The 25,170-nt window shown below is 60.0% G+C and carries 23 protein-coding genes and 2 pseudogenes; 16 read left to right on the plus strand and 9 right to left on the minus strand.

Annotated features, from left to right (window positions below):
• The first annotated feature begins 214 nt into the window (after positions 1 to 214).
• The 8 genes from FS804_RS19800 to FS804_RS19835 all read left to right on the plus strand — a co-directional run bounded on the left by FS804_RS19800 (position 215) and on the right by FS804_RS19835 (position 8,851).
• The gene (locus FS804_RS19800; RefSeq protein WP_144578604.1) at positions 215 to 1,345 is read left to right on the plus strand and encodes an ABC transporter ATP-binding protein; all 1,131 of its coding nucleotides are present in this window, start codon (positions 215 to 217) and stop codon (positions 1,343 to 1,345) included.
• 33 nt (positions 1,346 to 1,378) lie between these two features.
• The gene (locus FS804_RS19805; protein ID WP_063947077.1) at positions 1,379 to 2,494 is read left to right on the plus strand and encodes a PotD/PotF family extracellular solute-binding protein; all 1,116 of its coding nucleotides are present in this window, start codon (positions 1,379 to 1,381) and stop codon (positions 2,492 to 2,494) included.
• Positions 2,495 to 2,620: 126 nt separating this feature from the next.
• Positions 2,621 to 3,565: an ABC transporter permease gene (locus FS804_RS19810; RefSeq protein WP_063947076.1), complete on the plus strand. Its 945-nt coding sequence runs from the start codon at positions 2,621 to 2,623 to the stop codon at positions 3,563 to 3,565.
• Positions 3,562 to 4,362 (plus strand): ABC transporter permease, encoded by an 801-nt coding sequence (locus FS804_RS19815; protein WP_063947075.1) that lies wholly within the window; start codon positions 3,562 to 3,564, stop codon positions 4,360 to 4,362. The genes FS804_RS19810 and FS804_RS19815 overlap by 4 nt, the downstream gene beginning before the upstream one ends.
• A gap of 37 nt (positions 4,363 to 4,399) precedes the next feature.
• Positions 4,400 to 5,728 (plus strand): histidinol dehydrogenase, encoded by a 1,329-nt coding sequence (gene hisD / locus FS804_RS19820; RefSeq protein ID WP_144578605.1) that lies wholly within the window; start codon positions 4,400 to 4,402, stop codon positions 5,726 to 5,728.
• Between the two features lie 4 nt (positions 5,729 to 5,732).
• Positions 5,733 to 6,746, plus strand: coding sequence for a zinc-binding dehydrogenase (locus FS804_RS19825; RefSeq protein WP_144578636.1), 1,014 nt, complete (start codon positions 5,733 to 5,735; stop codon positions 6,744 to 6,746).
• 58 nt (positions 6,747 to 6,804) lie between these two features.
• On the plus strand, positions 6,805 to 7,536 hold the full coding sequence (gene hutC, locus FS804_RS19830; RefSeq protein WP_063947072.1) for a histidine utilization repressor: 732 nt from the start codon (positions 6,805 to 6,807) through the stop codon (positions 7,534 to 7,536).
• A gap of 22 nt (positions 7,537 to 7,558) precedes the next feature.
• The gene (locus FS804_RS19835) at positions 7,559 to 8,851 is read left to right on the plus strand and encodes a hypothetical protein (RefSeq protein ID WP_144578606.1); all 1,293 of its coding nucleotides are present in this window, start codon (positions 7,559 to 7,561) and stop codon (positions 8,849 to 8,851) included.
• Between the two features lie 24 nt (positions 8,852 to 8,875).
• Here FS804_RS19835 and FS804_RS19840 read toward each other — a convergent pair whose 3' ends face one another.
• Complete coding sequence (locus tag FS804_RS19840; protein WP_371417896.1) at positions 8,876 to 10,369, minus strand: MFS transporter; 1,494 nt, start codon at positions 10,367 to 10,369, stop codon at positions 8,876 to 8,878.
• Positions 10,370 to 10,527: 158 nt separating this feature from the next.
• On the opposite strand from FS804_RS19840, the gene FS804_RS19845 reads away from it, so the two are divergent.
• The gene (locus FS804_RS19845) at positions 10,528 to 11,379 is read left to right on the plus strand and encodes a LysR family transcriptional regulator (RefSeq protein WP_186376927.1); all 852 of its coding nucleotides are present in this window, start codon (positions 10,528 to 10,530) and stop codon (positions 11,377 to 11,379) included.
• Positions 11,380 to 11,498: 119 nt separating this feature from the next.
• Complete coding sequence (locus FS804_RS19850) at positions 11,499 to 12,281, plus strand: pyrroline-5-carboxylate reductase (protein ID WP_144578609.1); 783 nt, start codon at positions 11,499 to 11,501, stop codon at positions 12,279 to 12,281.
• Positions 12,282 to 12,330: 49 nt separating this feature from the next.
• Here the strand turns inward: FS804_RS19850 and FS804_RS19855 are convergent, their stop codons facing one another.
• The 6 genes from FS804_RS19855 to FS804_RS19880 all read right to left on the minus strand — a co-directional run bounded on the left by FS804_RS19855 (position 12,331) and on the right by FS804_RS19880 (position 18,685).
• Positions 12,331 to 13,929: an MFS transporter gene (locus FS804_RS19855; RefSeq protein ID WP_144578610.1), complete on the minus strand. Its 1,599-nt coding sequence runs from the start codon at positions 13,927 to 13,929 to the stop codon at positions 12,331 to 12,333.
• Positions 13,926 to 14,366, minus strand: a complete 441-nt coding sequence (locus tag FS804_RS19860; protein ID WP_144578611.1) for a DoxX family protein — start codon at positions 14,364 to 14,366, stop codon at positions 13,926 to 13,928. Before FS804_RS19860 ends, FS804_RS19855 begins: the two co-directional genes overlap by 4 nt.
• A gap of 210 nt (positions 14,367 to 14,576) precedes the next feature.
• Entirely contained in the window at positions 14,577 to 16,559 is a 1,983-nt protein-coding gene (locus FS804_RS19865) for an amidohydrolase (RefSeq protein ID WP_144578612.1), read from the minus strand.
• Positions 16,559 to 16,849, minus strand: a complete 291-nt coding sequence (locus FS804_RS19870) for a XapX domain-containing protein (RefSeq protein ID WP_144578613.1) — start codon at positions 16,847 to 16,849, stop codon at positions 16,559 to 16,561. Before FS804_RS19870 ends, FS804_RS19865 begins: the two co-directional genes overlap by 1 nt.
• Positions 16,850 to 16,919: 70 nt before the next feature.
• Complete coding sequence (locus FS804_RS19875; protein WP_063947064.1) at positions 16,920 to 17,612, minus strand: hydrolase; 693 nt, start codon at positions 17,610 to 17,612, stop codon at positions 16,920 to 16,922.
• A 140-nt stretch (positions 17,613 to 17,752) separates the two neighbouring features.
• On the minus strand, positions 17,753 to 18,685 hold the full coding sequence (locus FS804_RS19880) for a ring-cleaving dioxygenase (RefSeq protein ID WP_144578637.1): 933 nt from the start codon (positions 18,683 to 18,685) through the stop codon (positions 17,753 to 17,755).
• A 119-nt stretch (positions 18,686 to 18,804) separates the two neighbouring features.
• Between FS804_RS19880 and FS804_RS19885 the strand changes: the two genes are divergently transcribed.
• The 6 genes and pseudogenes from FS804_RS19885 (at position 18,805) to FS804_RS25200 (ending at position 23,331) form a co-directional block, all read left to right on the plus strand.
• Positions 18,805 to 19,704: a LysR family transcriptional regulator gene (locus tag FS804_RS19885; protein ID WP_063947063.1), complete on the plus strand. Its 900-nt coding sequence runs from the start codon at positions 18,805 to 18,807 to the stop codon at positions 19,702 to 19,704.
• A 145-nt stretch (positions 19,705 to 19,849) separates the two neighbouring features.
• Positions 19,850 to 20,344, plus strand: coding sequence for a hypothetical protein (locus FS804_RS25015; protein ID WP_186376916.1), 495 nt, complete (start codon positions 19,850 to 19,852; stop codon positions 20,342 to 20,344).
• A 104-nt stretch (positions 20,345 to 20,448) separates the two neighbouring features.
• A pseudogene (locus FS804_RS25020) lies at positions 20,449 to 21,360 on the plus strand (ice nucleation-like protein); the annotation flags it as partial.
• A 25-nt stretch (positions 21,361 to 21,385) separates the two neighbouring features.
• Positions 21,386 to 21,460, plus strand: a pseudogene (locus FS804_RS25195) (hypothetical protein); the annotation flags it as partial.
• A gap of 30 nt (positions 21,461 to 21,490) precedes the next feature.
• The gene (locus tag FS804_RS25025; protein ID WP_186376918.1) at positions 21,491 to 22,999 is read left to right on the plus strand and encodes a hypothetical protein; all 1,509 of its coding nucleotides are present in this window, start codon (positions 21,491 to 21,493) and stop codon (positions 22,997 to 22,999) included.
• The gene (locus FS804_RS25200; RefSeq protein WP_246665910.1) at positions 22,996 to 23,331 is read left to right on the plus strand and encodes a hypothetical protein; all 336 of its coding nucleotides are present in this window, start codon (positions 22,996 to 22,998) and stop codon (positions 23,329 to 23,331) included. The genes FS804_RS25025 and FS804_RS25200 overlap by 4 nt, the downstream gene beginning before the upstream one ends.
• A gap of 355 nt (positions 23,332 to 23,686) precedes the next feature.
• Here the strand turns inward: FS804_RS25200 and FS804_RS19895 are convergent, their stop codons facing one another.
• Entirely contained in the window at positions 23,687 to 24,262 is a 576-nt protein-coding gene (locus FS804_RS19895; protein WP_144578614.1) for a DUF1349 domain-containing protein, read from the minus strand.
• Positions 24,263 to 24,461: 199 nt separating this feature from the next.
• The gene (locus FS804_RS19900; RefSeq protein WP_144578615.1) at positions 24,462 to 25,160 is read right to left on the minus strand and encodes a hypothetical protein; all 699 of its coding nucleotides are present in this window, start codon (positions 25,158 to 25,160) and stop codon (positions 24,462 to 24,464) included.
• Between the last annotated feature and the right edge of the window lie 10 nt (positions 25,161 to 25,170).

Consider the following 25,170-nt stretch of genomic DNA (forward strand, 5'->3'; position numbering starts at 1 on the left):
ACAAAGTCGCTGAATTGACCGATAAACTTTTCCGCACCTGCACAAATATTGCGCAATACGATTTCAGGCGAAAAATTACGCAAATCCAATTGACGCTGGTTGTACATATATGTATATACAAGTACATATAACCCGGCGATAACACATCGCCGAACGCGTACAGACAGCTTTGAGGCGATTAGCGGCCATCAACGCGCGACAGGGGGAAAATGTCATGGGGGCAGCAGCACTTCGTCCGGTCGATCCTTCCGCTGACCCCATCGCAGTATCCGTTAAGGACGTGGGAATGTCCTTCGGCAATGTTCATGCCGTCAAGCACGCCTCTTTTGATCTTCCCAAGGGCCGCTTCCTGACCATCCTCGGCCCTTCCGGTTCAGGCAAGACGACGCTGCTGCGGATGATTGCCGGCTTCGATCGCCCGACCGGCGGGGAAATCTTCATCAATGGACAGCCGGTCAGCGCCGTGCCGCCACACCAGCGCGCCATCGGTATGGTGTTCCAGAAGCTCGCGCTTTTTCCGCACATGACCGCCGCCGAAAACGTCGCCTTTCCCCTGAAAATGCGCCGGCATGATGCCCGCACCATCCCTGAGAAGGTCGAGCGGTATCTCGACCTCGTTCGCCTCGGCGGTTACGGTGATCGCCGCATTAACGAACTCTCGGGCGGCCAGCAACAGCGTGTCGCAATTGCCCGCGCCCTGGTGTTCGAACCGGATCTGCTTTTGCTCGACGAGCCGCTCGCGGCACTTGATCGCAAGCTACGCGAGGAAATGCAGCTGGAGTTCCGCCGTATTCAGAAGGAACTCGGCGTCACCACTATCAACGTTACTCACGACCAGCGCGAGGCACTGGTTGTGTCCGACGAGGTTATAGTGATGAACGGCGGCGAAATTCAGCAGAAGGCACGGCCGGTGGAAGCCTATCGCGCGCCGTCGAATGCCTTTGTTGCAAACTTCATCGGCGTCACCAACTTCATCGAAGGAAGCGTTGCCGAAGTCGCACCAACCAATGTCACGATCACGGCGGCAGGCATCAATCTTGTCGGTGTCGCTTCGGATGAGAATCTCGCGGTCGGCGCGGACTGTGCCGGGGCGGTTCGCGCAGAGCAAATTCGCATCGCCCCTACCAATGGTCGCCTCGAGGGACTGTCAACCGTCGTAGACGGCAAGGTCGAAGACTGCATTTTCGAAGGCGAGCGCGTGGTTTATGAAATTCGGGTCCAGGCTCTCGGCGGCGTTGTGATGCGCGTGTTCGATCATGATCCGGAATCACATCTGCAATTCGCTCCGGGCGACGACGTTCGCCTGGGCTGGAATGCACGGGATATGCATATCTTTCAAAAATGACCCTCAGAAGGTCGGACCAGAGGAGAATGTTCAATGTCGCATGATAAATTTCTGACAGCCCAGCTTCGCCGTCGCACGTTGCTGGCGTCGTTCTCCGCAGCCGGCGCTTATGCCGGCCTGTCCACGCTCGGCGTCAGCCGCGCCTTTGCGCAGGAGCCAGAAAAACCAGCGGAAATCATCGTTCGTGCCTGGGGTGGCAGTTGGGTCGATGCGCTGAAAGCGGGCGTCTCCGACAGCTTCACCAAGGCAACCGGCATCGCGGTGCGCCACGATCTGACCGAGGATAACGAAATCCAGCCGAAGGTGTGGGCCGCCGTCGCCCAGAAGCGCGTTCCGCCGATCCATATCAACTGGGACACCACGACGAATGCCACGAAGTCGGCCCTGCGTGGCGTCACCGAAGACCTCTCGGACCTGCCCAATCTCAAGAACGCCACCGATCTTGCCAAGCCCGTCGGTCTCGATGGCTATCCGATCGTCAATACCTATGGGTATGTCTATGTGCTGGCCTATCGCCCTTCGGCATTCCCGAACGGAGCACCGAAGTCCTGGAAGGATCTTCTCGACCCGAAGTTGAAGGGCCGTATCGCGCTCTATAATGACGGCATTGGCTTCCATTTCCCGGCGCAGGTCGCAGGTGGCGGCAAGCTCGAAGATATTCCTGGCAACATGCAGCCCGCCTGGGACTTCATTTCTAAGATCAAGGCGCAGCAGCCGCTGCTGGGCGAAGACCCCGATTTCACCACCTGGTTTCAGAAAGGCGAGATCGACGCCGCCTGCACCATTTCAACCAATGCGCGCGAAGCCAAGAAGAACGGCATCGAGATTGCATGGGTGGTTCCGGAGGAAGGCGCGAAATTCGATACGGATGGCCTCTGGATTCCGAAGGGCCTGCCGGAGAACGAACTCTACTGGGCGAAGCAGTACATCAACCATGCCCTGACCCAGGAAGCCCAGCAGGTCTGGCTTGATGGCCTTGGCCTTCCCGGCGTCATTCCGGGCGTCAAGCCGCCGGCCGACCTCGTGGGCGATCCTTCCTATCCGACGACGGAAGAAGAGTTCAAACACCTGATCCGGGTTTCGTCCAAAATCCAGGTCGAAAACGAGAGCCAGTGGTTCGCCAAGTTCAAGGAGATCATGCAGGGTTGAACCCTTGCCACGCCCGCCGCTTCGTTCAGGTGGCGGGCGGGCATTCCACCTGAGGTCAAGAGATAACGCGGTCGCTTTGGCAAATGCGCCCTAGCCTTTGCCGGGACCGCTCGAGGATCGGTATTCATGCGCGCTTCCCGTGTCGCATATCCCCTGGCGTGGCGCGTCATGGATATGCTCGAACGACTTGCAGCCATTTTCTGGCCTTCCAGCTTCAAGAAGGGTCTGCCCTATCTGATGCTGCTGCCGGCCATCGTGCTGGTTGGCCTTCTGGTCCTCGGCCTCATCCAGATCGGCGATACGAGCCTTCGGACGCTGGACACGAATACGTTTCTGATGTCCGAGACCTATACGCTCGCAAATTACCAGCGGGCGCTGACGGAAAAATTCTTTGCCACCGTCGCCGGCCGCAGCCTGATAGGCTCGCTGATCGTCACCGTCATCACGCTGATATTCGCCTTCCCTTACGCCTATCTCATGGTGCGCACGTCCTCCTCGGCACTGCGCAAATTCCTGCTCGTTGCGCTGTTCTTGCCTTTCTTCATCGGTCAGGTGGTGCGCGCCTATGGCTGGCTGATAATCCTCGGCAACCAGGGCATGGTCAATGAGGCTCTCGGCCTGGTCGGTGTCCCACCGATACGCCTTCTCTATAACTACCCGGCCGTCCTGTTCGGCCTTGTTCAATACATGCTGCCCTTCGCTGTTTTGATGCTGGCACCTGCCCTGACCGCCATTCCGGCGGAACTCGAGGCAGCCGCCGCCTCCCTCGGCGCCAGCTGGCTGCGCACCTTCCGCCATGTCGTCCTGCCGCTTTCCCGCCCCGGCCTCGTCGGAGCCGGTCTCGTCGTGGTCACGCTCTCCCTCACGGACTTTGCCATTCCCGCCATCCTTGGCGGGGGGACACAGGATTTCATCGCCAACGCGATCTACGACCAGTTTTTCCGCACCTCCGACCAAGGCCTTGGCGCGACGCTCTCGCTGCTGCTCGTCGCCGTCGGCTCCATTCTCGTCGGTGTGGTTTTCATGGTCTTCGGTGCAGGCACGCTTGCCATGGGGGGCGACCGCAAATGACGGGCAGCCGCAGCAAATCCATCGTCATCTGGGCCTTCGTCGCGACCGCGCTGGTCATGTTGTCGGCACCCACCATCGTGGTTCTCGGTGCCTCGTTCACCTCAGGCAACATCATCACCTTCCCGCCGGATGGGTTTTCCTTGCAATGGTACAGCAAGATCGCCCACGCCACCGATCTGCGGCAAGCCTTCTTCCGCTCACTGATCGTCGCGGCGATCTGCACCCTCGTATCCATTCCCGTCGGCACGCTCGCCGGTATCGCGCTCGCTAAATATCGGGTGCGGTTTGCCCGCTCCATCCAGATCTATCTGCTGCTTCCCTTCACGATTCCGCTGATCGGTTCTGGCATCGGCATGATGCTCGCCTTTGGAGAGATGGGTGTGCTCGGCAAACTATGGCCAGTCGGCATCGCCTGCTCGGTGATCAACCTGCCCTTCATGATCTGGGCAGTGACGGCAAGCGCGAGCAACCTGTCGCCGGATCTGGAGCTCGCGGCTGCAAATTGCGGTGCACCACCTCTGCAGCGTTTCCTTTACATCACGCTTCCCGCCGTCCTGCCGGGCGTGATCACGGGTTCGCTCTTAATGTTCATTCTGGCGCTGAACGAATTCCTCGTTAGCCTGCTTCTGGTAGACGCGCGAAGCGTCACGCTGCCGGTGCAGATCTATAACTCCATCCGCTCGATCATCACGCCGGACCTGGCCGCCATTTCCGTGGTCTTCATCGCCTGCGCCGGGATCGCGATCGCGCTGCTCGACCGCCTCGTCGGCCTCGACATCTTCCTGAAATCGAAGTGACCAATCGGCCGTTTGGCCAGCCATCAAGGACAAGACGATGACATCAGTGTCTTTCTATGACTATTCCAAGCTCGATGCCGATGAGAAGGCCGCCCTGCTGCGCCGTTCGGAAAGCGACATCTCGAGCTTCATCGAAAAGGTTGCCCCCATCCTCGAAGCCGTTCGCACCGAAGGCGACAGTGCACTGGCTCGCTTCGGTCGCGAACTCGACAAGGCCGACGTGACCGAAGCCAATCTCAAAGTTACCGAAGCCGAATTCGATGCGGCCTTCAAGCTTGTTGATGCAAGTGTCATCGAATCCATCCAGTTCGGCATCGACAATATTCGCCATTTCCATGAGGAGCAGAAGCCGGAAGCCATGTGGCTGAAGGAAATTCGTCCCGGCGCCTTTGCGGGTGACCGCTTCACGCCAATCCAGTCTGTGGCGCTCTACGTTCCGCGCGGCAAGGGCTCCTTTCCGTCAGTTACCATGATGACCTCTGTGCCTGCGGTGGTTGCCGGCGTTCCGAACCTCGCCATCGTCACACCGCCGGCGCCCGATGGCTCGGTCGATGCGGCTACGCTCGTCGCCGCGCGCCTCGCCGGCGTCGATACGGTCTACAAGGTCGGTGGCGCCCAGGCGGTGGCCGCCGTCGCCTACGGTACGCAGACCGTGAAGCCAGCGCTCAAGATCGTGGGTCCGGGAAGCCCATGGGTCGTCGCGGCCAAGCGTTCGCTGTCGGGCGTCATCGATACCGGCCTGCCGGCCGGTCCCTCGGAAGTCATGATCCTTGCCGATGATACGGTCCATGGCGGCCTTGCGGCGCTTGACCTGCTGATCGAAGCAGAACACGGCCCCGATTCTTCGGCCTATCTCGTCACCCATAGCCGGCGCGTCGTTGAAGAGGCGATTGCAGCCCTGCCCGAACACTGGGCCAAAATGTCGGAGCAGCGCGTCGCGTTCTCCAAGACCGTTCTCACCGGCAAGACCGGCGGCATCGTCCTGACGTCCTCCATTCAAGAGAGCTACGCTTTCGTCAACGCCTATGCGCCGGAACATCTCGAATTACTCTCGGAAGAGCCGTTCATTCACCTTGGGCATATCACCGAAGCCTCTGAAATCCTGATGGGCACCCACACGCCGGTCAGCATTGCCAATTTTTCGCTCGGGCCGAACGCCGTCCTGCCGACCAGCCGCTGGGCACGCACCTTCGGGCCGCTTTCGGTGACCGACTTCGTGAAGCGCAGTTCGATCGGCTATGTCACGCCGCCAGCCTATCCGGAATTTGCCAGACATTCCCATAACCTCGCTCTTTACGAAGGCTTTTCCTCGCATGCCCTGGCGGTTTCTCCGGTGCGCGACGCCTATCTGAGAAAGGGTGCCTGATTCCATGAAGGCGGTGCGGCTTTACGATGCGAACGACCTGCGTGTGGAGGAGATGGCCTCCCCATCTTCGCCGCCGGCAGGCTTTGTCAATCTGCAAGTCAGGGCAGCGGGCATTTGCGGTTCCGACCTGCACAATTACCGCACCGGACAATGGATCTCCCGTCGTCCGTCCACCGCCGGTCATGAGTTCTGCGGGCGCATTACGGCGATCGGCGACGGTGTGACTGCTTTTGCCATAGGCGATGTTGTTTCATCAGACTCCCGCATGTGGTGCGGCCTCTGCCCCGCCTGCTTGAGTGGCCGCAGCAATGTGTGTGAAAGCTTGGGCTTTGTCGGCGAGGTGTGCGATGGCGGTTTCGCCGATGAGGTACAGGTGCCGGCAAAGCTCCTGGTTCGCCATGATCCGCAACTCTCGCCACATATTGCTGCCATGGCCGAACCGCTCGCCGTGGCACTGCATGCGGTACGCCGCCTTTCTGTTCCTAGAGGGGAGCCGGTACTCGTCATCGGCTGCGGCACAATCGGCGGGCTTTGCGCTCTTATCCTCTCCCGCCTGCACAACGGCCCGCTTCTGCTCGCCGACCTGAATGCGGAACGAGCCCGACGTGTCAGTGACGTCACAGGCGGCAAGCTCGTGACACTCGACACGGCTGCGATAGACGCCACGCTTTCGGGTGGCCGCCTTCGTTATGCGCTTGACGCCACCGGCAGCATTCAGGCGATAGGCCGGGCCATCGAATTGCTCTCCGGTGGTGGCGGTCTGGCGCTTGTCGGCATCAGCCACGGCAAGCTTGATTTCGATCCCAATGTTCTTGTCGAGCGCGAAATTTCGCTGATCGGCTGCCACGCCTTTTGTGACGAACTGCCGGAGGCGACGGGGCTTCTGACCGAACTCGCGCCGGCTCTTCACCGCTTTATCGAGGTGCTGCCCTCACTCGATGATGTCCCCGCCGCCTATGACCGATTGCTGCGGGGTGAAAGCAACGTTTTGAAGACGATAATTGACGTGTCGGAATAGACCTGACACCTGACTTCAACAATGCCGGCGCGGCGACGCGGAGGCGGAGACAGTGGCCATGACTGCACTTTCAGATTCCGCCTCACCACTCTACGAGAAGGTGAAGGACTTCGTTCTCGGCAACATCGGTAGCGGCAAATGGGCGCGCAACAGCCGCTTGCCTTCGGAGCACGAGCTGGTTTCGACGCTCGGCGTTTCGCGCATGACCGTCAACCGGGCGCTTCGGGAGCTCACGTCGGAAGGGCATCTGCGCCGCATCCAGGGCGTAGGCACTTTTGTCGCGCCGCCAAAACCGCAGTCGACGCTGATCGAGATCAGCAACATCATGACCGAAATCAGAGCCCGTGGTGGTCGCCACCGCGCCGAGGTTGTGGTGCTGGAACGCATCGCCCGGCCAGAACCCGAACTCCTGCTTGCCTTCGAATTTGAGACCAGCCGGCCCGTGGACCATTCGGTCGTCATTCATTTTGAAAACGACCTGCCGGTGCAGCTCGAGGAACGCTATGTCAACCCCGGCCTCGTTTCGGGTTACGTCGAGCAGGACTTCACCATGGCGGCAACCTACGACTACCTCCAGAACGCAACACCGCTCACCGAAGTGGAGCACCTGATCAGCGCCCTGCCGGCCAGCGAGGCCCATGCGCGTCTGTTGCAGATCCGGGTCGGCGACAGCTGCCTCGTTCTGCACCGCAAGACCTGGACGGGTCCGATCGTCGCGACCGTCAACACGCTGACCTATGTCGGCAGCCGCTACTCGCTTGGAAGCCGCTATCTGCACGGCGGCAAATAAGACAACATCCGGAACAATTGCCATGACCCAGCCCGCCAGCCGCACCGCGGAAATCCGAAAAATCGCCAAGGCCGCCGACGGCAGAGCGGAAAAGATGCTTGCCGACCTGCTGCGTGACCTTTTCAGCATCGAAGCAAGGAATGTGGCGATCAATCAGGATCAGTACAGCCTCAATTCCCTCAATGGCTTCTTCGATACAGGCGAGGGTGAGTTCTTCTTCAAGTTCCATCAGGAGGAGGGCGAAGAGGCCATGAGCGGTGAATATTACCGTGCTGACATTCTTGCCCGCGCCGGTTTGCCGGTCGACCAGCCTTTGCTCATGTCCGTGCTGCCTGGTGAACAGATCCTCGTCTATCGCCGCCGCAGCGACCCGCGTTTTTCCGATGTGTTGCGTACGCTGGACCTCAAGGACGATCCGGCAGCTCGCGCAAAGGCGGTGGAAGCCGAGCGCAGGCTGAATGAGGCGGTTCTGAAAGTGTATCTGGAAACGCTGCACGGCGTCACGCCCAAGCAAGTGGCCGCCGAGCCGGTTCATCGATTGTTCTATGAGCGCCTGATCGATCCCCCCACAGGCATCTATCCCGGTGGCAGACTGGCAAATTTCTACGTCGACAAGACGTTCGATCTGCCGGACATGACGCTGGATTGGCAAACCCTCTCCGGGCTTCGCTTCTGCGTCAACGGCATTGCATATCGCGACAGTCTTGCGGCGCTTTTCGACGAGGCGCATGAACGGCTGAATCCAGCGAAGCTCGCCGATGCCGGCGGCGTCACCGCCCATGGCGATGCCCATAATGCCAATGTCTGGTATGAGGATGATGGCAGCGACGCCCGCCTGTCCTTCTTCGACCCCGCTTTCGCCGGTGAGAATATTCCGACGCTCCTCGCGGAAGTGAAGACGACGTTCCACAACATCCTCGCCCATCCGTTCTGGCTCTACGATCCAGCCCTTGCAGCCAAGAGCTATTCAGCGAGCGCCACGCTCGACGGCAACTTGCTGCGGATCACCACCAGCTACGAGCCCAGTGCAGTTCGGCGCGACCTGCTTGCGGTGAAGGGCGAGGCGATGTGGCGGCCGCTCCTTGCCGCGCTGAAGGCGCGTAACATGCTGCCTGCTGACTGGCGCCGTGTTGTCCGCCTCGGCCTTTTCCTGTGCCCGACATTGGTGATGAACCTGCGCGCGGGCGCAACGAGGCATAACCCGGTGTCATCCCTGATCGGCCTGTCGAGTGCCGTCATGGCAGGGAGCGAACCGGTCGAAGGCGAGGACGCCCTGACCCGCTTCTTCGACGCAATCGATCCGGATCGAGGCTGAATGAAGCCGGGCAAATGTCTCCGACTATCGCCAACTCGCAAGACGAGCGGTATCCTTTTGCGCTGGACCAAAGATGATGTAACTGATGGCGGCGAGTATCCAGACGCTGATGCATGCGTAAAGCATGACCAGACCAAAACCGTCCGCAAGCGCCTGATGGACGACTTCCTCCGAAATGCCCTGCGCCGAGGCGCCGGCAGTGCCCGCGGCGATCCGTTCCGCAACCGCCTGAAGCGTTTTGGTATCGACACCGGCGGGCAGATTGATCCGTAGCGAGGCACGGACGCCTTCCACTAGAATGAAGCCCATGATGGGGATGTTGATGGCAAGCGAGATCATGCGCGCGCTCATGTCGATGCCGGACGCCATGCCGGAACGGGCGGGAGAAACCGCGCCTGTGGTGGTGTTGGTCACCGGCGTATTGGTCAGGCCGAGCCCGATGCCGGCGAGGATGCAGCCGGGCAGCATTGTAAGCCAGCTCGCATGTTCGATGCCACTCCCAAATTTCATCAGCATAAAACCCAGGCCGATGGTGAACAGTCCTGCCGGAATGACGAGGCGCGGCTGATAACGCAACGACAGACGTTCCGCCAAGGGTGGCACCACCAGCGCCGGCAGCGTATAGGCAAGCAGGCCGAGGCCGGCGGTGACGCTGTCATAACCGAGACCCGCCTGAAACCAGATCGGCAGATAGATCATGAACGGCCAAAAGCTGATATTCATCGCCGCGGAACCAATGATCGCCCCGGAAAAAGACCGGATGCGGAACACGGAGAAATCGAACATCGGCCTCTGCGTGCGCTTTTCAGCAAACACAAAGGCAATGAAGCTTGCAACCGAGACTCCAAGGATGAGAAGCGCCATCGGGCTCGAAAAACCGAGCTCGGGCCCCTGCGTGATGAAGAAGGCAAGACAAAAAACGGCGAGCGAAAGCGTGGCCATTCCGGCAAGATCAAGGCGCGCCGCCTCCGGATCGCGCGATTCTCGGACACCGCCCGCAGCGAGCAGCCACGTTAGAATGCCGAGCGCCACATGGACGAGGAACACCCATTCCCAGCTCCAAAGGGCAACCATGGCCCCACCGATGATTGGGCCGAAACCAAGCCCCACGCCTGAGATGATGCCCCACCAGCCGAAAGCCATGCCGCGCTCCCGCGCCGTACGGAACTGATGCGACAGGATGGCGATCTGACACACCAGCATCGCTCCGCCACTCAAACCCTGCAGGAAACGGGCGCCGATCAGAACTGATACGTTATTCGTCATTCCACAGGCGAGGGAAGAAAGCGCAAAAGCGGCAATACTTGAAATAAAGACTCGTTTACGACCGAAGCGGTCGGCGAGTGCGCCCGTCGCCATCAGCACCATGGTCACGCCAATCGTATAGGCGTTCATGATCCATTGAAGCTGACGGAAATCCGCCTTTAACACCTCTTCAAGTGTGGGCAGGATGGCCGGAACGCTGGAGATCTCCAGTCCGAACATCAGAGCGGAAAGACAAACGGCAGTGAGCGCCATGGCGCTCCGGCTCGTCGTTCGTTCGCTGATAGCAATGGTCATATGTCAGCCTTTCTTGGTGGGCCCGCAACTGCGGAGGGCCACAAGCTAGACAAAGCTTGACCATAACTGAATTGGATGATTGGCTATTTCAGAGACAACAAATAGGAATGATCGATATGATCGCGCTGGATGTGGAGGCGGTCGAGGCCTTCGTCACGATCGCCGAGATGCAAAGTTTCACCCGTGCGGCCGAAGCGCTGGGTACGACCCAGGGCGCGATCAGCGTCAAGCTCAAGCGATTGGAAGACAGGGTCGGCCATCGGTTGCTCGAACGCACGCCGCGTTCTGTGCGTCTCTCCGCCCAAGGGGCGGTCTTTCTGGCGCCCGCCCGTGAGTTTCTAGCTGCGCACGACAGGGCGCTGGCAGGACTTTCCGCCCCTCGCAGGCGCTTTGGCCTCGGCATTGCAGCACATGTGGCGGGACCTGAGGTTCCGGCCCTGCTTGCGCGTCTCAATGACCACGATCCCGGCCTGACGATTGAAGTGCGGATGGATAACTCCCGTTCCCTGCTCGATGCCTTTGACAGGGGGGAAATTGACGCAGCGATCATCAGGCGGGAGGACGATCGGCGGGATGGCGAAGTGCTCGGGCCGGAGCATTTCGGCTGGTACGCCGCTCCACAATTCGTGCACCGCCAAGGTGAACCGTTGCGGCTTGCGGCACTGTCTCCCGCGTGTGGCGTGCGTGATATTGCCAGCCGCGCCCTGGACGGGGCTGGCATAGCCTGGACGGAGGTTTTCCTGGGCGGCACATCGTCCATGGTAACCGCGGCCGTTTCGGCCGGACTTGCGATTTCCGCCTTCTCCTGCCGTCTTGCCCCACCCGGCACCGTGGAGGTGAGCCAGCGTTTTGGGCTGCCTTCGCTGCCTTCCACCGAAATCATCATGTTCTCGACCCTGACGGACAGCAGGTCGCGTGAGGCGTTGCGAACACTCGCTGCCGCTTTTGGCGAGCATCGGCCGACCTGACTGCCTTGGCGTTACAGATAGCCCAGCCGCCTGTCGACATTTACCGGTGGAGAATCTAGCATCGCGCGAAACCGGAAAAATCGACCATCTCTCGATGCAGTCGCCACAGTGGAGTATTCATGTCCCTTCCCCAAAAAATCGGTTTTATCGGAACAGGCGCCATCACCGACGCGATGGTCCGCGGCCTGCTTGCCAGACCCGTCGCCGTACCACATGTCATGGTTTCCCAGCGCAGCGCAGATGTTTCGGCTGAATTGGCCGCCGATTTTTCGCAGGTAATCGTCTCAAGCGACAATCAGGCTATCGTCGATGGCTGCGACACCGTCATGCTGGCAATCCGTCCCCAGATCGCCGAAGAGGTCGTCCGGCCATTACGGTTCAGGGACGGACAGAAAGTCATCAGCGTCGTGGCTGCAACCAGCAGGGAAGCCTTTCTCGACTGGATCGATGCGGATGTGCATCTCACTCAGGCGATCCCGCTGCCCTTCGTTGCCCGCCGTAAAGGCGTTACCGCCATTTATCCCGTCGATAGGGATACGGCCGCAATTTTCAACGTCCTCGGCGGTGCTGTGGAATGTGAAACCAAGGCCGAATACGACCTTCTGGCCGCCGGCAGTGCTCTGATGGCTACTTATTTCGGCATCATGCAGACAGCAACGGAATGGTTGTCCGAAAACGGACTGCCGGAAGAAAAGGCGCGTGCCTATCGTGCCCCGCTCTTTGCCGGCCTCTCGGAGGTTGCGGTGTTGGCCGGAAGCAAGGCGGACTTTCACGAGATCAGCCGTGAATTCGCCACCAAAGGCGGCCTCAACGAACAAGTGCTCAACGACTTCGACGGGAAAGGCGGTGCAAAGGCCTTGAAAGAGGCATTGAGCCGCGTGCTCCAGCGGATTACGCGATAGCAATCGTTACAACCGCAGGAACAGGAAGGGGCCTTTCGGCCCCTTCTGCTTATGCCTTGCCCGGACGGTTGATCGTCAGGAAGTGGCGCACGACAGGCTTTTCCAGCCCGGAATGATAAGCCAGCACCTTGCCCTGCAAATCTGCGTCGGCATTGGAGACCCGCTTGTGCTGGCGAAGATGTTCCGCCCAGGATTCCACCATGAACCATTCGACGATCTTCTGTGGATCGGCGGAGTCTTCCGTCACACCCCAGCCATAGGCGCCATCGCGGCGACGTTCCTGGGAGAGTTCGTCGAGTGCATGCAGGAAAGCGGAGCGGTGATGCTTTTTGACATTATATTCGATCAGGATCAGAACCGGGCCGCGATCATGGGCCACCGGCTCGGCGACGAGCGGTTCCGGCCAGTGGTTGGAAGGCACCATATCCGCATCGCCCGCAGGCAGTTTGAGGCGGTGCATGATAAGGCCCGCAACCAGCAGTCCCGCAGCGCCGATCAGCAATGCTCCCGGCACGCCCGTGGCTTCACCAACAGTACCCCAGCCAAGGCTACCGGCTGTCATTGCGCCATTGAAGACGGTCAGATAGACAGCAAGGCCACGGCCACGCACCCAGTTCGGCAGAACTGCCTGGGCTGCCCCATTCAGCGTCGTCAGGGCTGTGATCCATGCGCCGCCGAGGAACAGCAGGACGATGGTCGCAAGCCACTTTGGCGGAGCGAGTGAAAGCGCGGCCATGACCAGTGCGGTAATGACGGCAGCACCGAGAAGCAGGGCATCTGCATCGAAACGTTCGCGCAGCTTCGGCATGACCAGCGCGCCGCCGATGGCGCCAGCGCCGACAGCACCGAGCAGGATGCCATAAAAGCTCGCGTCTCCGCCGAGCAATTGCCGGGCAACAAGGGGAAGCAGCGCCCAGACCGCGCTGGCAAAAGCAAAGAAGATCGCCGCCCGCAGCAGCACGACATGCAGTGGCTTGCTGGCACGGGTGTATCGAAGGCCGGCCCGGAATGCGCCGAGGAAACCTTCGGCCAGGGCATCATCAGCGTTCTTTACCCGCGGCCACCACAGAAGGGCGGCGATGACGACGAAGTAACTGGCGACATCCGCGCCGTAGGTAAAGGCCGCGCCGAAGGCCGCAAGCAGGATGCCGCCGGCAGCCGGACCGATGGAACGGGCAATATTGATGCCGAGCGAGTTCAGAGCCACGGCGCTCTTGATATCCTCGCGCTTCACCAGTTCCGGCACGATGGCCTGCCAGGTCGGCCCCATCAGGGCGGCACCGATACCGCCGAGGAAGGTGAGACCGATCAGGGCGCTGACGGATAACAGGCCGGTGTGCGCAAGGACCATAAGGGTGACGCTGACAGAGGCCAGCAACAGCTGAACTGCGATCAGGAACTTGCGGCGGTCGAGAATATCGGTCAGCACGCCGGCCGGGATCGCCAGAAGAAAGATCGGCAGGGTTCCGGCTGCCTGCACCATGGCGACGGCAGCCGGAGAGGCAGATAGATCGGTCATCAGCCAGGAACTGGCGACATCGCGCATAAAGCTGCCGGTATTGCCGAGTACCGTGGCGGCCCAGAGGACCGCGAAGACGGGTTGCGCAAGCGGAGCAAAACTGCTCGCCGAGGATTTTGCGGCGCTCATTTGCCTGTTCCTTTCGTGAGATCGATTGCAGCGACAGTGATGAAGGCGCCAGCAAGGCCAAGATGTTCAAAGAAAGCATTGGTGGCCATCATGCGATCCACGCCGGGCGACATTTCCCAGAAGCGGAGAGCGATGAAGGTGGCGAGAAGAGTGAAGCCTGCGAGTGCCAAGGCTCCGGCCCAGCGCAGGAAGCCCGACACGACCAGAGCGGAGGCAGTGAGTTCGAACAGGATGACGACGACGGCGAATGCGAATGCTGGCTGGAGCCCAAAATGGTTCATCTCGGCAATCGCCCCCGGAAAGTCGAAAATCTTCGTCAGCGGCCCCTGAATATAGGCCGAGCAAAGCGCAAGAAGCGCAAGGGTTTTTGTGGCGGGTGCGGCAATGATATCCGCAAGGACGCCCCGAAGGCGAAGGGTTGAAGAGGGCTCGGTCATAAAGTGCTCCTGCGATCTGGCCGGTCAGTTCGAGCGGCGCTTGCGTTCATCTGATGGAGCGATATTGGCGCGATGGATTATCGACAACAATTGCATCAATAGTTTCGATATAATTGCGTATTTTGAAATATTCTCTTTGTTTGGCTATTGGTCTTTTCCCATGGGCGGCACATGCGCCGCCCATGAGTGGGTTTCCTTTGTCGATCAGGCTTATACCGCCCAGCAGGAGCAGCCCAAGGCGCCGAAGAAACCTTTGAGATCGGCAATCGGCAGTTTCGACGTCCAGGCACCGGCATGGTCATGGCCATGGACACCGCAATCGCTGGCACAGCCGCAGGTGGAGATGGCCGTGCGGCGCAGCGAACGGGCGCCCGCACCATCCGGTTCACCCCAGGCTGCATAGCCGCCGAACTTGCGTACTGGCGACCAATCGGGCATGGCCGGCGGAATATTGCTTTCGTCCAGTGCCTTGAAGTCCCCGGCGCCATAGACGATCTTGCCACCCACCATGGTTAGTTCCGAGGTGAGGAAGGAGATTTCGTCTTCCGCGCAGGAGAAGAAGTCCTTGTCCGGCACCACGAGATCGGCGAACTGGCCCTTCTCGATGCGGCCCTTCTTGCCTACTTCATTGGAGAACCAGGTGACGTTTTCCGTCCACATGCGCAGTGCCGTTTCGCGGTCGAGACAATTGGCGCGCGGATAAAGCTGCATGCCGCCGACTGTCTTGCCGGTTACCATCCAGAACAGCGACACCCACGGATTGTAGGATGCAACGCGCGTTGCGTCCGTTCCGGCCGAAACGTTCACACCCTTGTCGAGCATGCGCCGGATCGGTGGTGTAGCTTCAGCCACGCCCTGGCCATAACGCTCGACGAAATATTCGCCCTGATAGGCCATGCGGTGCTGGGTGGCGATGCCGCCGCCAAGCGCAGCAATACGGTCGATGGAGCGATCGGAGATGGTTTCAGCATGGTCGAAGAACCAGTTCAGTCCTTCGAGCGGGATATCACGATTGACCTTTTCGAAGACATCCAGCGCCCGCGAAATGGTCTCGTCATAGGTGGCATGCAGACGCCAGGGCCAGCGGTTTTCCGCGAGTATCCGGACAACATCTTCAAGCTCGCCTTCCATCTCCGGCGGCATATCGGGCCGCGGCTGACGAAAATCCTCGAAATCGGCCGCGGAAAAGACGAGCATTTCTCCCGCACCATTATGCCGGAAATAATCGTTGCCCTGCTTGTATTTGACCGACTGCGTCCAGTTGAGGAAGTCTTCCCTTTCCTGTTTCGGCTTCTGCGTGAAGAGGTTGTAGGCCAGCCGAACCGTCATCTGGTTCTCATCCGACAGCTTCTGGATTACCTCGTAATCATCCGGATAGTTCTGGAAGCCGCCGCCGGCGTCGATCACGCCGGTCACACCCAGCCGGTTCAACTCGCGCATGAAATGGCGGGTGGAATTGACCTGATAATCGAGAGGTAGTTTTGGACCCTTGGCAAGCGTCGAATAGAGAATGCCGGCATTCGGCTTGGCGAGCAGCAGGCCTGTGGGATTGCCGTTGGCATCGCGGGTGATCTCGCCGCCGGGCGGGTTCGGCGTATCCCTGGTGTAGCCAACGGCGCGAAGGGCGGCACCGTTCAGCAGCGCCCGGTCATAGAGATGCAGAAGGAACACCGGCGTATCCGGCGCCACCGCATTGATCTCTTCGATGGTCGGCAGACGCTTTTCGACGAATTGGTGCTCGGTAAAACCGCCAACGACGCGCACCCATTGCGGAGCTGGCGTTATCGCGACCTGGCGTTTCAGCATGTCCATGGCATCTGCAAGCGAGCGCACGCCGTCCCAGCGCAGTTCCATATTAAAGTTCAGGCCGCCACGCACGACGTGAGTGTGGTTGTCGATCAGACCGGGCAGCACGCGCTTGCCCTTGAGATCGATGATCTTCGTTTCCGGCCCGGCAAGGGCCATGACCTCGGCATCGCTTCCCACCTCGAGAAACAGGCCATCCTTGATCGCGACTGCCGTTGCATTCGGATTGCCACGATCAAGTGTCGTGACGCGGCCATTGTGAAGGATGGTATCTGGATGCATGGACGAAGCTCCGCTCTTGATGGGATCAGCGGCCTTAGCCGGTGAAAACAGATTCGAAAAGGCGAGACTGGATGCCGCGCCGAGGAAAGTGCGTCGTGTCGGCATCAGCTTTTCTCCCGGTTGATGGTCTGTTTGACTTCGGCAAGGTCGGATGCTTCAGCGCCACCTCTGGGCATATGGCCGAACATATGCGGTTTGATCTGGTTGATCCAGGAGACTGCAGCCGGTTCTTTGCCGACAATCGTCTTCGCGAAGGGTATGATCTGCTCTCCAACCAGAATGCCGAGCAGACCGACGAGCGCGATGACGGGCGGCGCGGGGGAGCGCACGTTGAGCAGGCTGTAAACAATGCCGACCAATAGGCCGGCGCCAAGTGACAGAAGATAGACTTTCATGGAAACCTCCTCGACAGGTTGAAGCCGCACCGGCTGGATGATGATCCTGCCGGTGCGATCTGTTGAAAGCTTATTTCTTGGCCGGGTTCGGGCCGATGCGCTTGCCATGTTTGACACGCTCTGCACCGCCATGGACATGGGTGACGGCATAATCGATGCCCATGCCGTACGCGCCGGAATGTTCCTTCACCAGCGACGTCACGGCGTCGTAGGTTTCCTTGTGTGCCCAGTCGCGCTGCCATTCGAGCAGCACCTGCTGCCAGGTGACGGGAATGACACCGGCCTGAACCATGCGGTCCATCGCATATTTGTGGGCGTCGGACGAAGTGCCGCCGGAAGCATCGGCGACCATGTAGATCTCATAATCTGGAACATCATGCAGGGCCGAGAGCGCAAAGGTCGTGTTGCACACTTCCGTCCAAAGACCGGAGACGACGATCTTCTTGCGGCCATTGGCGGCATTCTTCGCCAGCGCATCGCGGACGTTCTGGTCGTCCCAGGAGTTCATGGAGGTGCGCTCAAGGATGTCGTTCTCCGGGTAGACAGCCAGTAGTTCAGGGAACGTGTTGCCGGAGAAGCTTTCCGTTTCCACCGTGGTGATTGTCGTCGGGATGTTGAAGATTTTTGCCGCCTTGGCGAGACCTACAACATTGTTCTTCAGGGTCTGGCGATCGATCGACTGCACGCCGAAAGCCATTTGTGGCTGCTGGTCGATGAAGATGAGCTGGCTGTTGGCGGGAGTAAGGACTTCGAGTTTGGACATGGTGGTTCTCCGTTCAGGTGGTGATTGCCGATCGACGGCGGTGAAATTGACAGGGCTTCGCCGGTCGACTGCCCGGCAGGGGCAGCCGCTTCAAAAACTTGGAGCCAAGTTGGTCAGTGGAGGCGGATCAGAGACCCGCTTTATGCCGCAAGAGGCGTGAGGTTTGCCTCGATCTGGTTGCGGAAAGGCTCGTACTGGGTCGGCAGCTTCAGCGCTTCGCCCAGATGCGCGGTATCCTCGTCGCGATCGAAACCCGGTTCATTCGTAGCGATTTCGAACAGGATGCCACCCGGTGTGCGGAAGTAGATCGCCCAGAAGTAGTCGCGGTCTATGACAGGGGTTACCTGATAGCCCGTATCCATCAGCGCCTTGCGCACCTCCAGCTGCTTTTCACGGTTTTCGACCGCAAAAGCGATGTGGTGGACTGAACCGGCTCCGGGCCGCGCAAACGGCGTCTTCGGCAGAGCTGCAAGATCGATCGTATCGGCCCCGTTGCCGCCGGGGATGACAAAGCGCGTCACATCGCCTTCTGCATCGGCGCGCTCGTATCCCATGAAGCGAAGCAGTTCCTCGGTCGCGGCCGTGTCGTTGAGATTAAACCTTGCGCCGGTGAAGCCGCGTATGGCGTGGTCTTCAGAGATGCCCTCGGCAAGCCATGGAGCGCGAGCATCATTGTCCGTTTCGATCAGCGCGAGGCCGTCGCCATCCGGACCGGTGAAGCGCAGACGCTGGGCACCGAAGACCGTGTCAGCCTGGAGGCCGGCAGTGCCCTTGGCGATCAGTCGATCTTTCCAGAAGCCGAGCGAACCCTTGGGAACGGAAAACTGGGTCTCGCCCACTTCGCCAACGCCCGGACGGCCGGCCATCATGTTGGCGAAGGGAAAGTAGGTCATCACCGTGCCCGGGGTTCCCGTTTCGTCACCGTAATAAAGGTGATAGACGCTTGGCTCATCGAAGTTGACGGTTTTCTTGACCCTGCGCAGGCCGAGCGTATCAATGAAAAAGCTGTTGTTCTGCCGCGCATCCGACGCCATCGAGGTAACGTGGTGCAGGCCCTTGATATCCTTGATCATCATCGGCGCCTTTCGTGGTCGCTGTGTTTGTTTCGATGGAGAGAGATGTAACCCACTTGATTGCATCGCAGAATTGCAATATTTCTGTCGAATGAATTGCGATTTTTGAAATAATGGCGATGAACGATTATAAGGCACTGAAAACCTTCCTGATGGCGGCCGAAAAACGCAACTTTGCGCAGGTCGCCCGTGAGCTGGGCATGACGGCAGCGGCCGTCACACGCGCGATTGCAGCGCTTGAAGATGATCTTGGCGTACAATTATTCGTCCGCACCACCCGTCAGGTATCTCTCACGACGGACGGCGCCATCTTCGCCGCACAAATCCAGCCCGCGGTCGAGGCTTTGGAGAATGCCCGTCGAGATGTTCGCAACGCCCACAAGGCCGACGAAGGACGCCTGCGGATCAGCGCGCCTACATGGCTCGGCAAGACGGTGCTGCCGCCGATCCTGTCGGGTTTCCGGGAACTCTATCCAAAAATGTGTTTTGAAATCTCGCTGTCGGATGGCCTCGTCAACATTGTGGACGATGACTACGATCTGGCGATCCGTATCTCGTCCGCCCCATCGGACAAATTCACCATCTGGCGCAAGATCAGGGCGGTGCCGCGCATCCTAGTGGCGGCCCCGGGAAGCCGGTTCGAACAGATGAGGCATCCGGCCGAACTGACGCCTGACGATTGCCTTGCCTATAGTGGTGAGAGTCGGCGGGAGAACTGGGTTCTGTCGGACGGTGGATCGAGCATTACGATCACGGCGGGCCGTGCCTTCAGCGCCAATAGCGGCGAAGTCCTGGCCGACATGGCCGCGGATGGCGCAGGTGTCGCCTTGCTGCCGGGCTTCAACATCGCACAGCATATCCACAGTGGCCGCCTCGTCCATGTGCTGCCCGGCTGGACGCCGCCGGAACTCTGGCTGACCCTCTATTATCCGCCCTATCAGGCCCTGCCGCCCCGCATAGCGACCTTCTCGAAATTCTTCGAAGAGCAATTGCCGTCCCACATGGTGACACTGGGTTAATACCCACGCACAGCCTGCTTCTCCGTATGAGTGAGCCGCCAGGAACGCTCGAAGCGTGCCGGTCGCGCGCTGAGGTGACACCGGCACAGGTGAGGGCACTGAGCGCGGCGCTGTCGACCGCCCAGATCGCCGCCTCAACACATCGGTGATCACCAACCTGACTGACGATCAGATCGAGGCCCTGAGCACGAAGCAGGTTGAGGCTCAGTCATCGGCGCAGGTGAGGTCGCTAAGCTCGACCCAGCTTGCGACCCTGAGCGCGCAGGCCATTGCAACCTTCTCGACCGCCGATATTGCCGCGATCACAAGCAGGGCTTTGGCGGGCCTGTCCACGGGCGCCATAGCCGCGCTGACCATCGCCCAGATCGCGGCGCTGACAACAAGCGCGATTGGCGGCCTGACCGCAGATCAGCTCGAAGCTTTGAGCACCCTTCAAGTGGAGGCCCTTTCCCGGGCACAGGTGAATTCGCTCAATGCATTGCAAATTGCAGCACTGACTTCCGAGGACCTCGCGACATTCTCGACCTTGGAGATAGCAGCGATCAGTAGCAGATCCGTGGCGGGTCTGAACACGGATGTCATTGCGGCCCTGACCGCAAGCCAGATAGCCGCCCTGACACCCTTGCGATTTCCGGGCTGACCTCCGGTCAGATAGAGGCGCTCAGCGGCGCCCAGCTCGGCCAGTTTTCCAATGCCCAAATCAAGACATTGAGCGCGGCGCAGGTCGCCGCGCTCGGCAATGATGTGGCCGCCCTGTCCCCCAGCCAGACATCCCTGCTGAACGCCTTGGCGATCAGAGGCTTCACCGCTGATCAGATTGCGGCTCTCAGCATCGAGCAGTTCTCGGCCCTGACGACCGGCCAGATCGCGGCCCTCGCCTCAGGCCAGATCGCAGCGCTGAGCACGGACGCGATCGCGGCGCTCTCCGAGGCCCAGCTCGCGGCGGTGAGCCTCTCTGGCATGGCGGGCCTTACCAGCAACCAGAATGCCGCTCTGACCACCGATCAAATCTCCAGACTATCGACGAAACAGATAGCACGATTGAGCGCGGCACAGGTCGCCACGCTGGGCACGGATGCCATCGCCGCCCTTTCAACCGGCCAGATCGCCGCCCTGAGTGCTGCTGGCATCGCGGGGCTGACGTCGCAGCATCTTGACACCTTCAGCACAAGACAGGCCGAGGCCCTGACGAGTGCGCAAATCCTCGATCTCAGCTCGGCTCAGATTGCGCACCTCGGCACGGACGATCTCGCAAAATTCACCACCAAGGACATTGCCGCGATCAGTTCAGGCGCGATTGGCGGACTGTCGGCCAAAACCCTGGCCTCTCTAACGACATCTCAGATCGCGGCCCTTGGCACGCAAAGCATCGGCGCCTTAAGCATCGCGCAGATCGCTGTGCTGAGCAGCGGCCAGATCGAGGCTCTGAATGCAGAGCAGATCAATGCCTTAAGCTCCAGACAGATAGCGGCTTTAAGCGCGGACGCCATTGCGACATTCTCGACCAAAGACATTGCGGCGATCGGCTCGAGCGCCATCGCCGGATTGTCGGCGGAGACAATAGCGGCGCTGACGACGGGCCAGATCGCAGCACTGAGCGCAGCCTGCATTGGCGCCCTCAGCCCCACGCAGGTCGCGTCCTTGAGCGCCGCCCAGGTTGAAGCTTTGACCAGCGGACAGGTTGCCGCGCTTACCGCCGCACAGGTCGCCGCCGCTGTCCACGGCCCAGATCGCAGCTCTGAGTGCAACTGCAATCGGAGCGATGACATCAGGACAAGTCGCCGGCTTGACGGCCGATCAGGTGAAAATCCTGAACGATACGCAGATTGGTGGGCTCACTTCGAGACAGGTTGCGGCTCTCAGCGTTGGTGACATCGCCGCGCTTTCGGTGGCGCAGATTTCAGCCTTCAGTGCAGCCGGCATCGCGGGCCTGACCACCGAGCAGATCGCTGCCCTCTCTCCCGGGCAGATCGACGCGTTGACCGAAAGCCAGATTGGCGCCCTCAACTCGCGGCAGATTGCGGTTCTTGGTACTAACCACGTTGCCACCTTTACGCCCAAGGATATTGCGGCGATCAATCCGAATGCCATAGCAGGGCTGTCAACGAACATGATCGCCTCGATGAGCACGGCTCAGATCGCAGCCTTGAGTACGGCGGGCATCGCGGCGCTGAGCACTGGACAGGTGACCGCCCTTACCAAGGATCAGGTGGACGTGTTGACCAGCGCTCAGGTTGGTGCGCTTACCTCCCGGCAGGTCGGCGCCCTCAGCCTTGTCAGCATCGCCGCTTTTTCTGCGGGCCAGATCGCGGCCATCGGCACCGCAGGCATAGCGGGCTTGAGCGCGAACCAGATCGCGGCCCTCAAAACGTCTCAGGTCGAGGCCCTAAACAGCGTTCAGATCGGCGCTCTGCGCGCCAGAGAGGTTGCAGCCCTGCGCGCCGATGGACTTGATACCTTCACCACGGCAGAGCTGGCCTCCATCAGCTCATCGGCAGTCTCAGGCCTGTCGACGGCGGCAATCGCGTCGTTGAAGATGGCTCAGATCGCGGCGCTGGGCACGGCGACCCTGCCCGGCCTAACCACCGGCCAGATCGCGGCGCTCGGAACCAGTCAGATCGAGGCCTTCACCAGCGCACAGATGAGCGCGCTAACGTCCCGGCAGATCGCGGCACTTTCGGCCAGCAATATTGCGTCGCTTCCACCTTCTCAGATCGCAGCCCTCAGCGCCGCCGGCATAGCCGGCATGACGGCCGAACAGATCGCGGCGCTGAGCACCGCACAGGTCGGCACCCTCACCAACGTTCAGATTGGCGCACTCGGCTCAAGCCAGATTGCGGCCCTGGATGTCGATGATATCGGTACATTCACCGCCGCCGAACTAGCCGCCATCAGCTCCAGTGCGGTGCCCGGCCTTTCGACGGCAATAGTGGCTTCGTTAACGACAACTCAGATTAATGCCTTGAGCGTGGCAGTCATGCCGGGACTGACAACGAATCAGATCGCGGCATTCAGCACGACTCAGGTCAGCGCTCTGGCGACAGCCCAGATTGCCGCCCTCACCTCGAAACAGGTTGCAGCTCTCGACGCCAAGGCGATCGCAGGTTTGACGAGCACGCAGGCTGCTGCGCTCAGCGTCGAACAGGTTCAGGCATTCTCCGTCCGTCAGATCGGAGCCATGACTTCGGACGCTCTGAAGGGCCTTTCTGTGGAGATGCTCTCGACCTTCTCAACCGAAGAATTCGCCGCACATCTAAGGTCGCAGCGTTTGGCACGGCTGGCATTGCCGGACTGACGAGCGATCAGGTCTCCGCCTTTGGCACAGACCAGATCGAAGCGCTCTCCACCGGCCAGATCGCCGCCCTGAGTTCGGCCGGATTGACGGTGGAGGATATCGCAACATTCTCAACCGCGGAACTCGCAGCCATCAGTTCGACGGCAATCAAGGGAGTGACCACCGCCGTCGTGAGCTCCCTGTCTTCTCAGGACATCGCCGCTCTTACAACAAGCCAGGTGGCATCTCTGAGTTATGGTCAGGTCGCGGCAATGGGATCCGCGCAGGTCGGCGCATTATCGCTGCCTCAGATCAGTGCCCTCAACGCCGTGCACGCAGCGGCGCTTGGCTGAGACGATCTCATGGCGTTTTCCAAGAGCAGATCATCAGCTTGAGTTCGAGCGCCGTCTCTGGCTTGAGCACCGGCACGCTCGCAGCCCTGAAGGCATCTCAAGCGTCAGCCTTCACACCAGGCCAGGTCGGAGGCATGACGACCGCGCAGGTTTCCGCGCTGAACAGCGCCAAAACCACGAACGGTTCAGTGCAGGATATCGCCTCCTTCATCTCCACGGCAGCGCAGACATCAGCGGCCAGCCCACCACATCGGGTGCTTCTGCATCACCGATGGCTTCCAGCGAGAGGCAGGCATCGGCAGACGTTGCTGCGACCATCCGGGCCTACCTCAACGTCTGACCGTTGCAACGTCGCTCAGGTGAGGTCATGAAGGGCCTTGCCGAGGGGAGGCTCGACACGGAACTCAGAAAACCGGACCTCAAGCCCCTCGCGTTCCGGTGTGCAACACATGGGGCCGACCTGATAGTACTGCGCTTTCGGGAAGGGGCAAAGTTTCAGAAGCGGCCACCGGAGCCTGTCCGCGGATGTCTGGATACGCAGCACGCCGTCGGCAACAGTGACACGGAGATAGAGATCGGATGGGTCCCCGGCATAGGTCGTGGTCGACCAGTCGGAACGACCAAGCGTCAGGACATTGCCAATGCAGGCGGCACCATCCGACAGCTCGATACCCGCTTTGATCCAGTGCCGCTCATCGATGCGAACCATGATGCCCGCCTGATCATAGAGTTCCTCATAACGCGCCTCTATCCGCAACGACGCCGTAAAATCGCCCTGACATTGCATGCCGAAGAAATGGCCGCTGTCGCGCGTGAAACCGTAATAGGTCTCGCGCCAGAAATCAGAGCCCTTGTTGGTCGTAACGTTGAGGGCATGATCGTCAAGCGACCATTGCTGCGGTTCATTGTGCCAGACACAACTCTTGAACATGGGCATCCTATCCTCATTCGAAGGGACGGATGTTATATGTGACCTGTAAGGTCCTTACCAGCGAACAGATATATGCGATATCTTACGGCGCGCGAACGAAAAGGCCCTCGTCGATCCGGATCAGCTAGACCAAGGCGGTCGTTATATCATCGTGCCGCATCACATTCGCCAAGGGTGATGGCGCGGGTAGATCGTCCAGTCATTGCCCATTGCAGAGAACGCATCCATGGGCGTGCTTGATGATGCCGTGTTTCTGGCAGCGTTCAAAGTCGACGGTGAACGATGAAATCGGCTCGTAGGCGGGAATATCTTCCAGTGTGAAGGCGGCCAGCAATGTCTGAAAGCAGTGCAGGCATGGCATCAGCACTTGTTCATTTGGCAGATAGTCAAGCTTTTCCCACGCCGTTTTCGATTTCGCTGCCTTGATCATGCGGAAAAAGAACGTCCGATCCGCGGCATAATCAGCGAAACTCCATGGGATTTGAGCGATATCGAAGCCCGCCGCGCCTATACCGAGAACCGTTTGATCTCTCGAGGCTATCCAGGCCGTCAGCGCCTGCTCCCGAACCGTCTGAGCCAGAGACGACCCCGCGAGAACAAGGACGTCGATGAAGACCGCGGCCAGGCCATTCGACATCCGGACATCCGGTAAATCTGGTCTGGCTTCAAAAGTTATACGATTTGCCATGAAGGTGGATGCCCGACGATTTACGGCGAAAATGGGTGTGAGACAGAAAAGAAAGACGCACGGCCTTGGCTTAAGACTTGGTTCTACCGCGAGGTAGAAACCGAGGGAAGCTTTCCCGAAAATATGTTCAACACTCGCCCGTCTCCAATCCGATTGATCCGAAGACTTCCTATCAGCCGGCCAAACCCGCATAAAAAAGGAGGCGGTCAATGACCGCCCC

The sequence above is a fragment of the Agrobacterium sp. DE0009 genome (assembly GCF_007680755.1).
GTDB lineage: Bacteria > Pseudomonadota > Alphaproteobacteria > Rhizobiales > Rhizobiaceae > Agrobacterium > Agrobacterium tumefaciens_B.

Bases quoted from the DNA above. Each gene is read 5' to 3' on its own strand.
- FS804_RS19800 (WP_144578604.1), top strand. From the start codon at position 215: ATGGGGGCAGCAGCACTTCGTCCGGTCGATCCTTCCGCTGACCCCATC.
- FS804_RS19805 (WP_063947077.1), top strand. From the start codon at position 1,379: ATGTCGCATGATAAATTTCTGACAGCCCAGCTTCGCCGTCGCACGTTG.
- FS804_RS19810 (WP_063947076.1), top strand. From the start codon at position 2,621: ATGCGCGCTTCCCGTGTCGCATATCCCCTGGCGTGGCGCGTCATGGAT.
- FS804_RS19815 (WP_063947075.1), top strand. From the start codon at position 3,562: ATGACGGGCAGCCGCAGCAAATCCATCGTCATCTGGGCCTTCGTCGCG.
- hisD (WP_144578605.1), top strand. From the start codon at position 4,400: ATGACATCAGTGTCTTTCTATGACTATTCCAAGCTCGATGCCGATGAG.
- FS804_RS19825 (WP_144578636.1), top strand. From the start codon at position 5,733: ATGAAGGCGGTGCGGCTTTACGATGCGAACGACCTGCGTGTGGAGGAG.
- hutC (WP_063947072.1), top strand. From the start codon at position 6,805: ATGACTGCACTTTCAGATTCCGCCTCACCACTCTACGAGAAGGTGAAG.
- FS804_RS19835 (WP_144578606.1), top strand. From the start codon at position 7,559: ATGACCCAGCCCGCCAGCCGCACCGCGGAAATCCGAAAAATCGCCAAG.
- FS804_RS19840 (WP_371417896.1), bottom strand. From the start codon at position 10,369: ATGGCGCTCACTGCCGTTTGTCTTTCCGCTCTGATGTTCGGACTGGAG.
- FS804_RS19845 (WP_186376927.1), top strand. From the start codon at position 10,528: ATGATCGCGCTGGATGTGGAGGCGGTCGAGGCCTTCGTCACGATCGCC.
- FS804_RS19850 (WP_144578609.1), top strand. From the start codon at position 11,499: ATGTCCCTTCCCCAAAAAATCGGTTTTATCGGAACAGGCGCCATCACC.
- FS804_RS19855 (WP_144578610.1), bottom strand. From the start codon at position 13,929: ATGAGCGCCGCAAAATCCTCGGCGAGCAGTTTTGCTCCGCTTGCGCAA.
- FS804_RS19860 (WP_144578611.1), bottom strand. From the start codon at position 14,366: ATGACCGAGCCCTCTTCAACCCTTCGCCTTCGGGGCGTCCTTGCGGAT.
- FS804_RS19865 (WP_144578612.1), bottom strand. From the start codon at position 16,559: ATGCCGACACGACGCACTTTCCTCGGCGCGGCATCCAGTCTCGCCTTT.
- FS804_RS19870 (WP_144578613.1), bottom strand. From the start codon at position 16,849: ATGAAAGTCTATCTTCTGTCACTTGGCGCCGGCCTATTGGTCGGCATT.
- FS804_RS19875 (WP_063947064.1), bottom strand. From the start codon at position 17,612: ATGTCCAAACTCGAAGTCCTTACTCCCGCCAACAGCCAGCTCATCTTC.
- FS804_RS19880 (WP_144578637.1), bottom strand. From the start codon at position 18,685: ATGATCAAGGATATCAAGGGCCTGCACCACGTTACCTCGATGGCGTCG.
- FS804_RS19885 (WP_063947063.1), top strand. From the start codon at position 18,805: ATGAACGATTATAAGGCACTGAAAACCTTCCTGATGGCGGCCGAAAAA.
- FS804_RS19895 (WP_144578614.1), bottom strand. From the start codon at position 24,262: ATGTTCAAGAGTTGTGTCTGGCACAATGAACCGCAGCAATGGTCGCTT.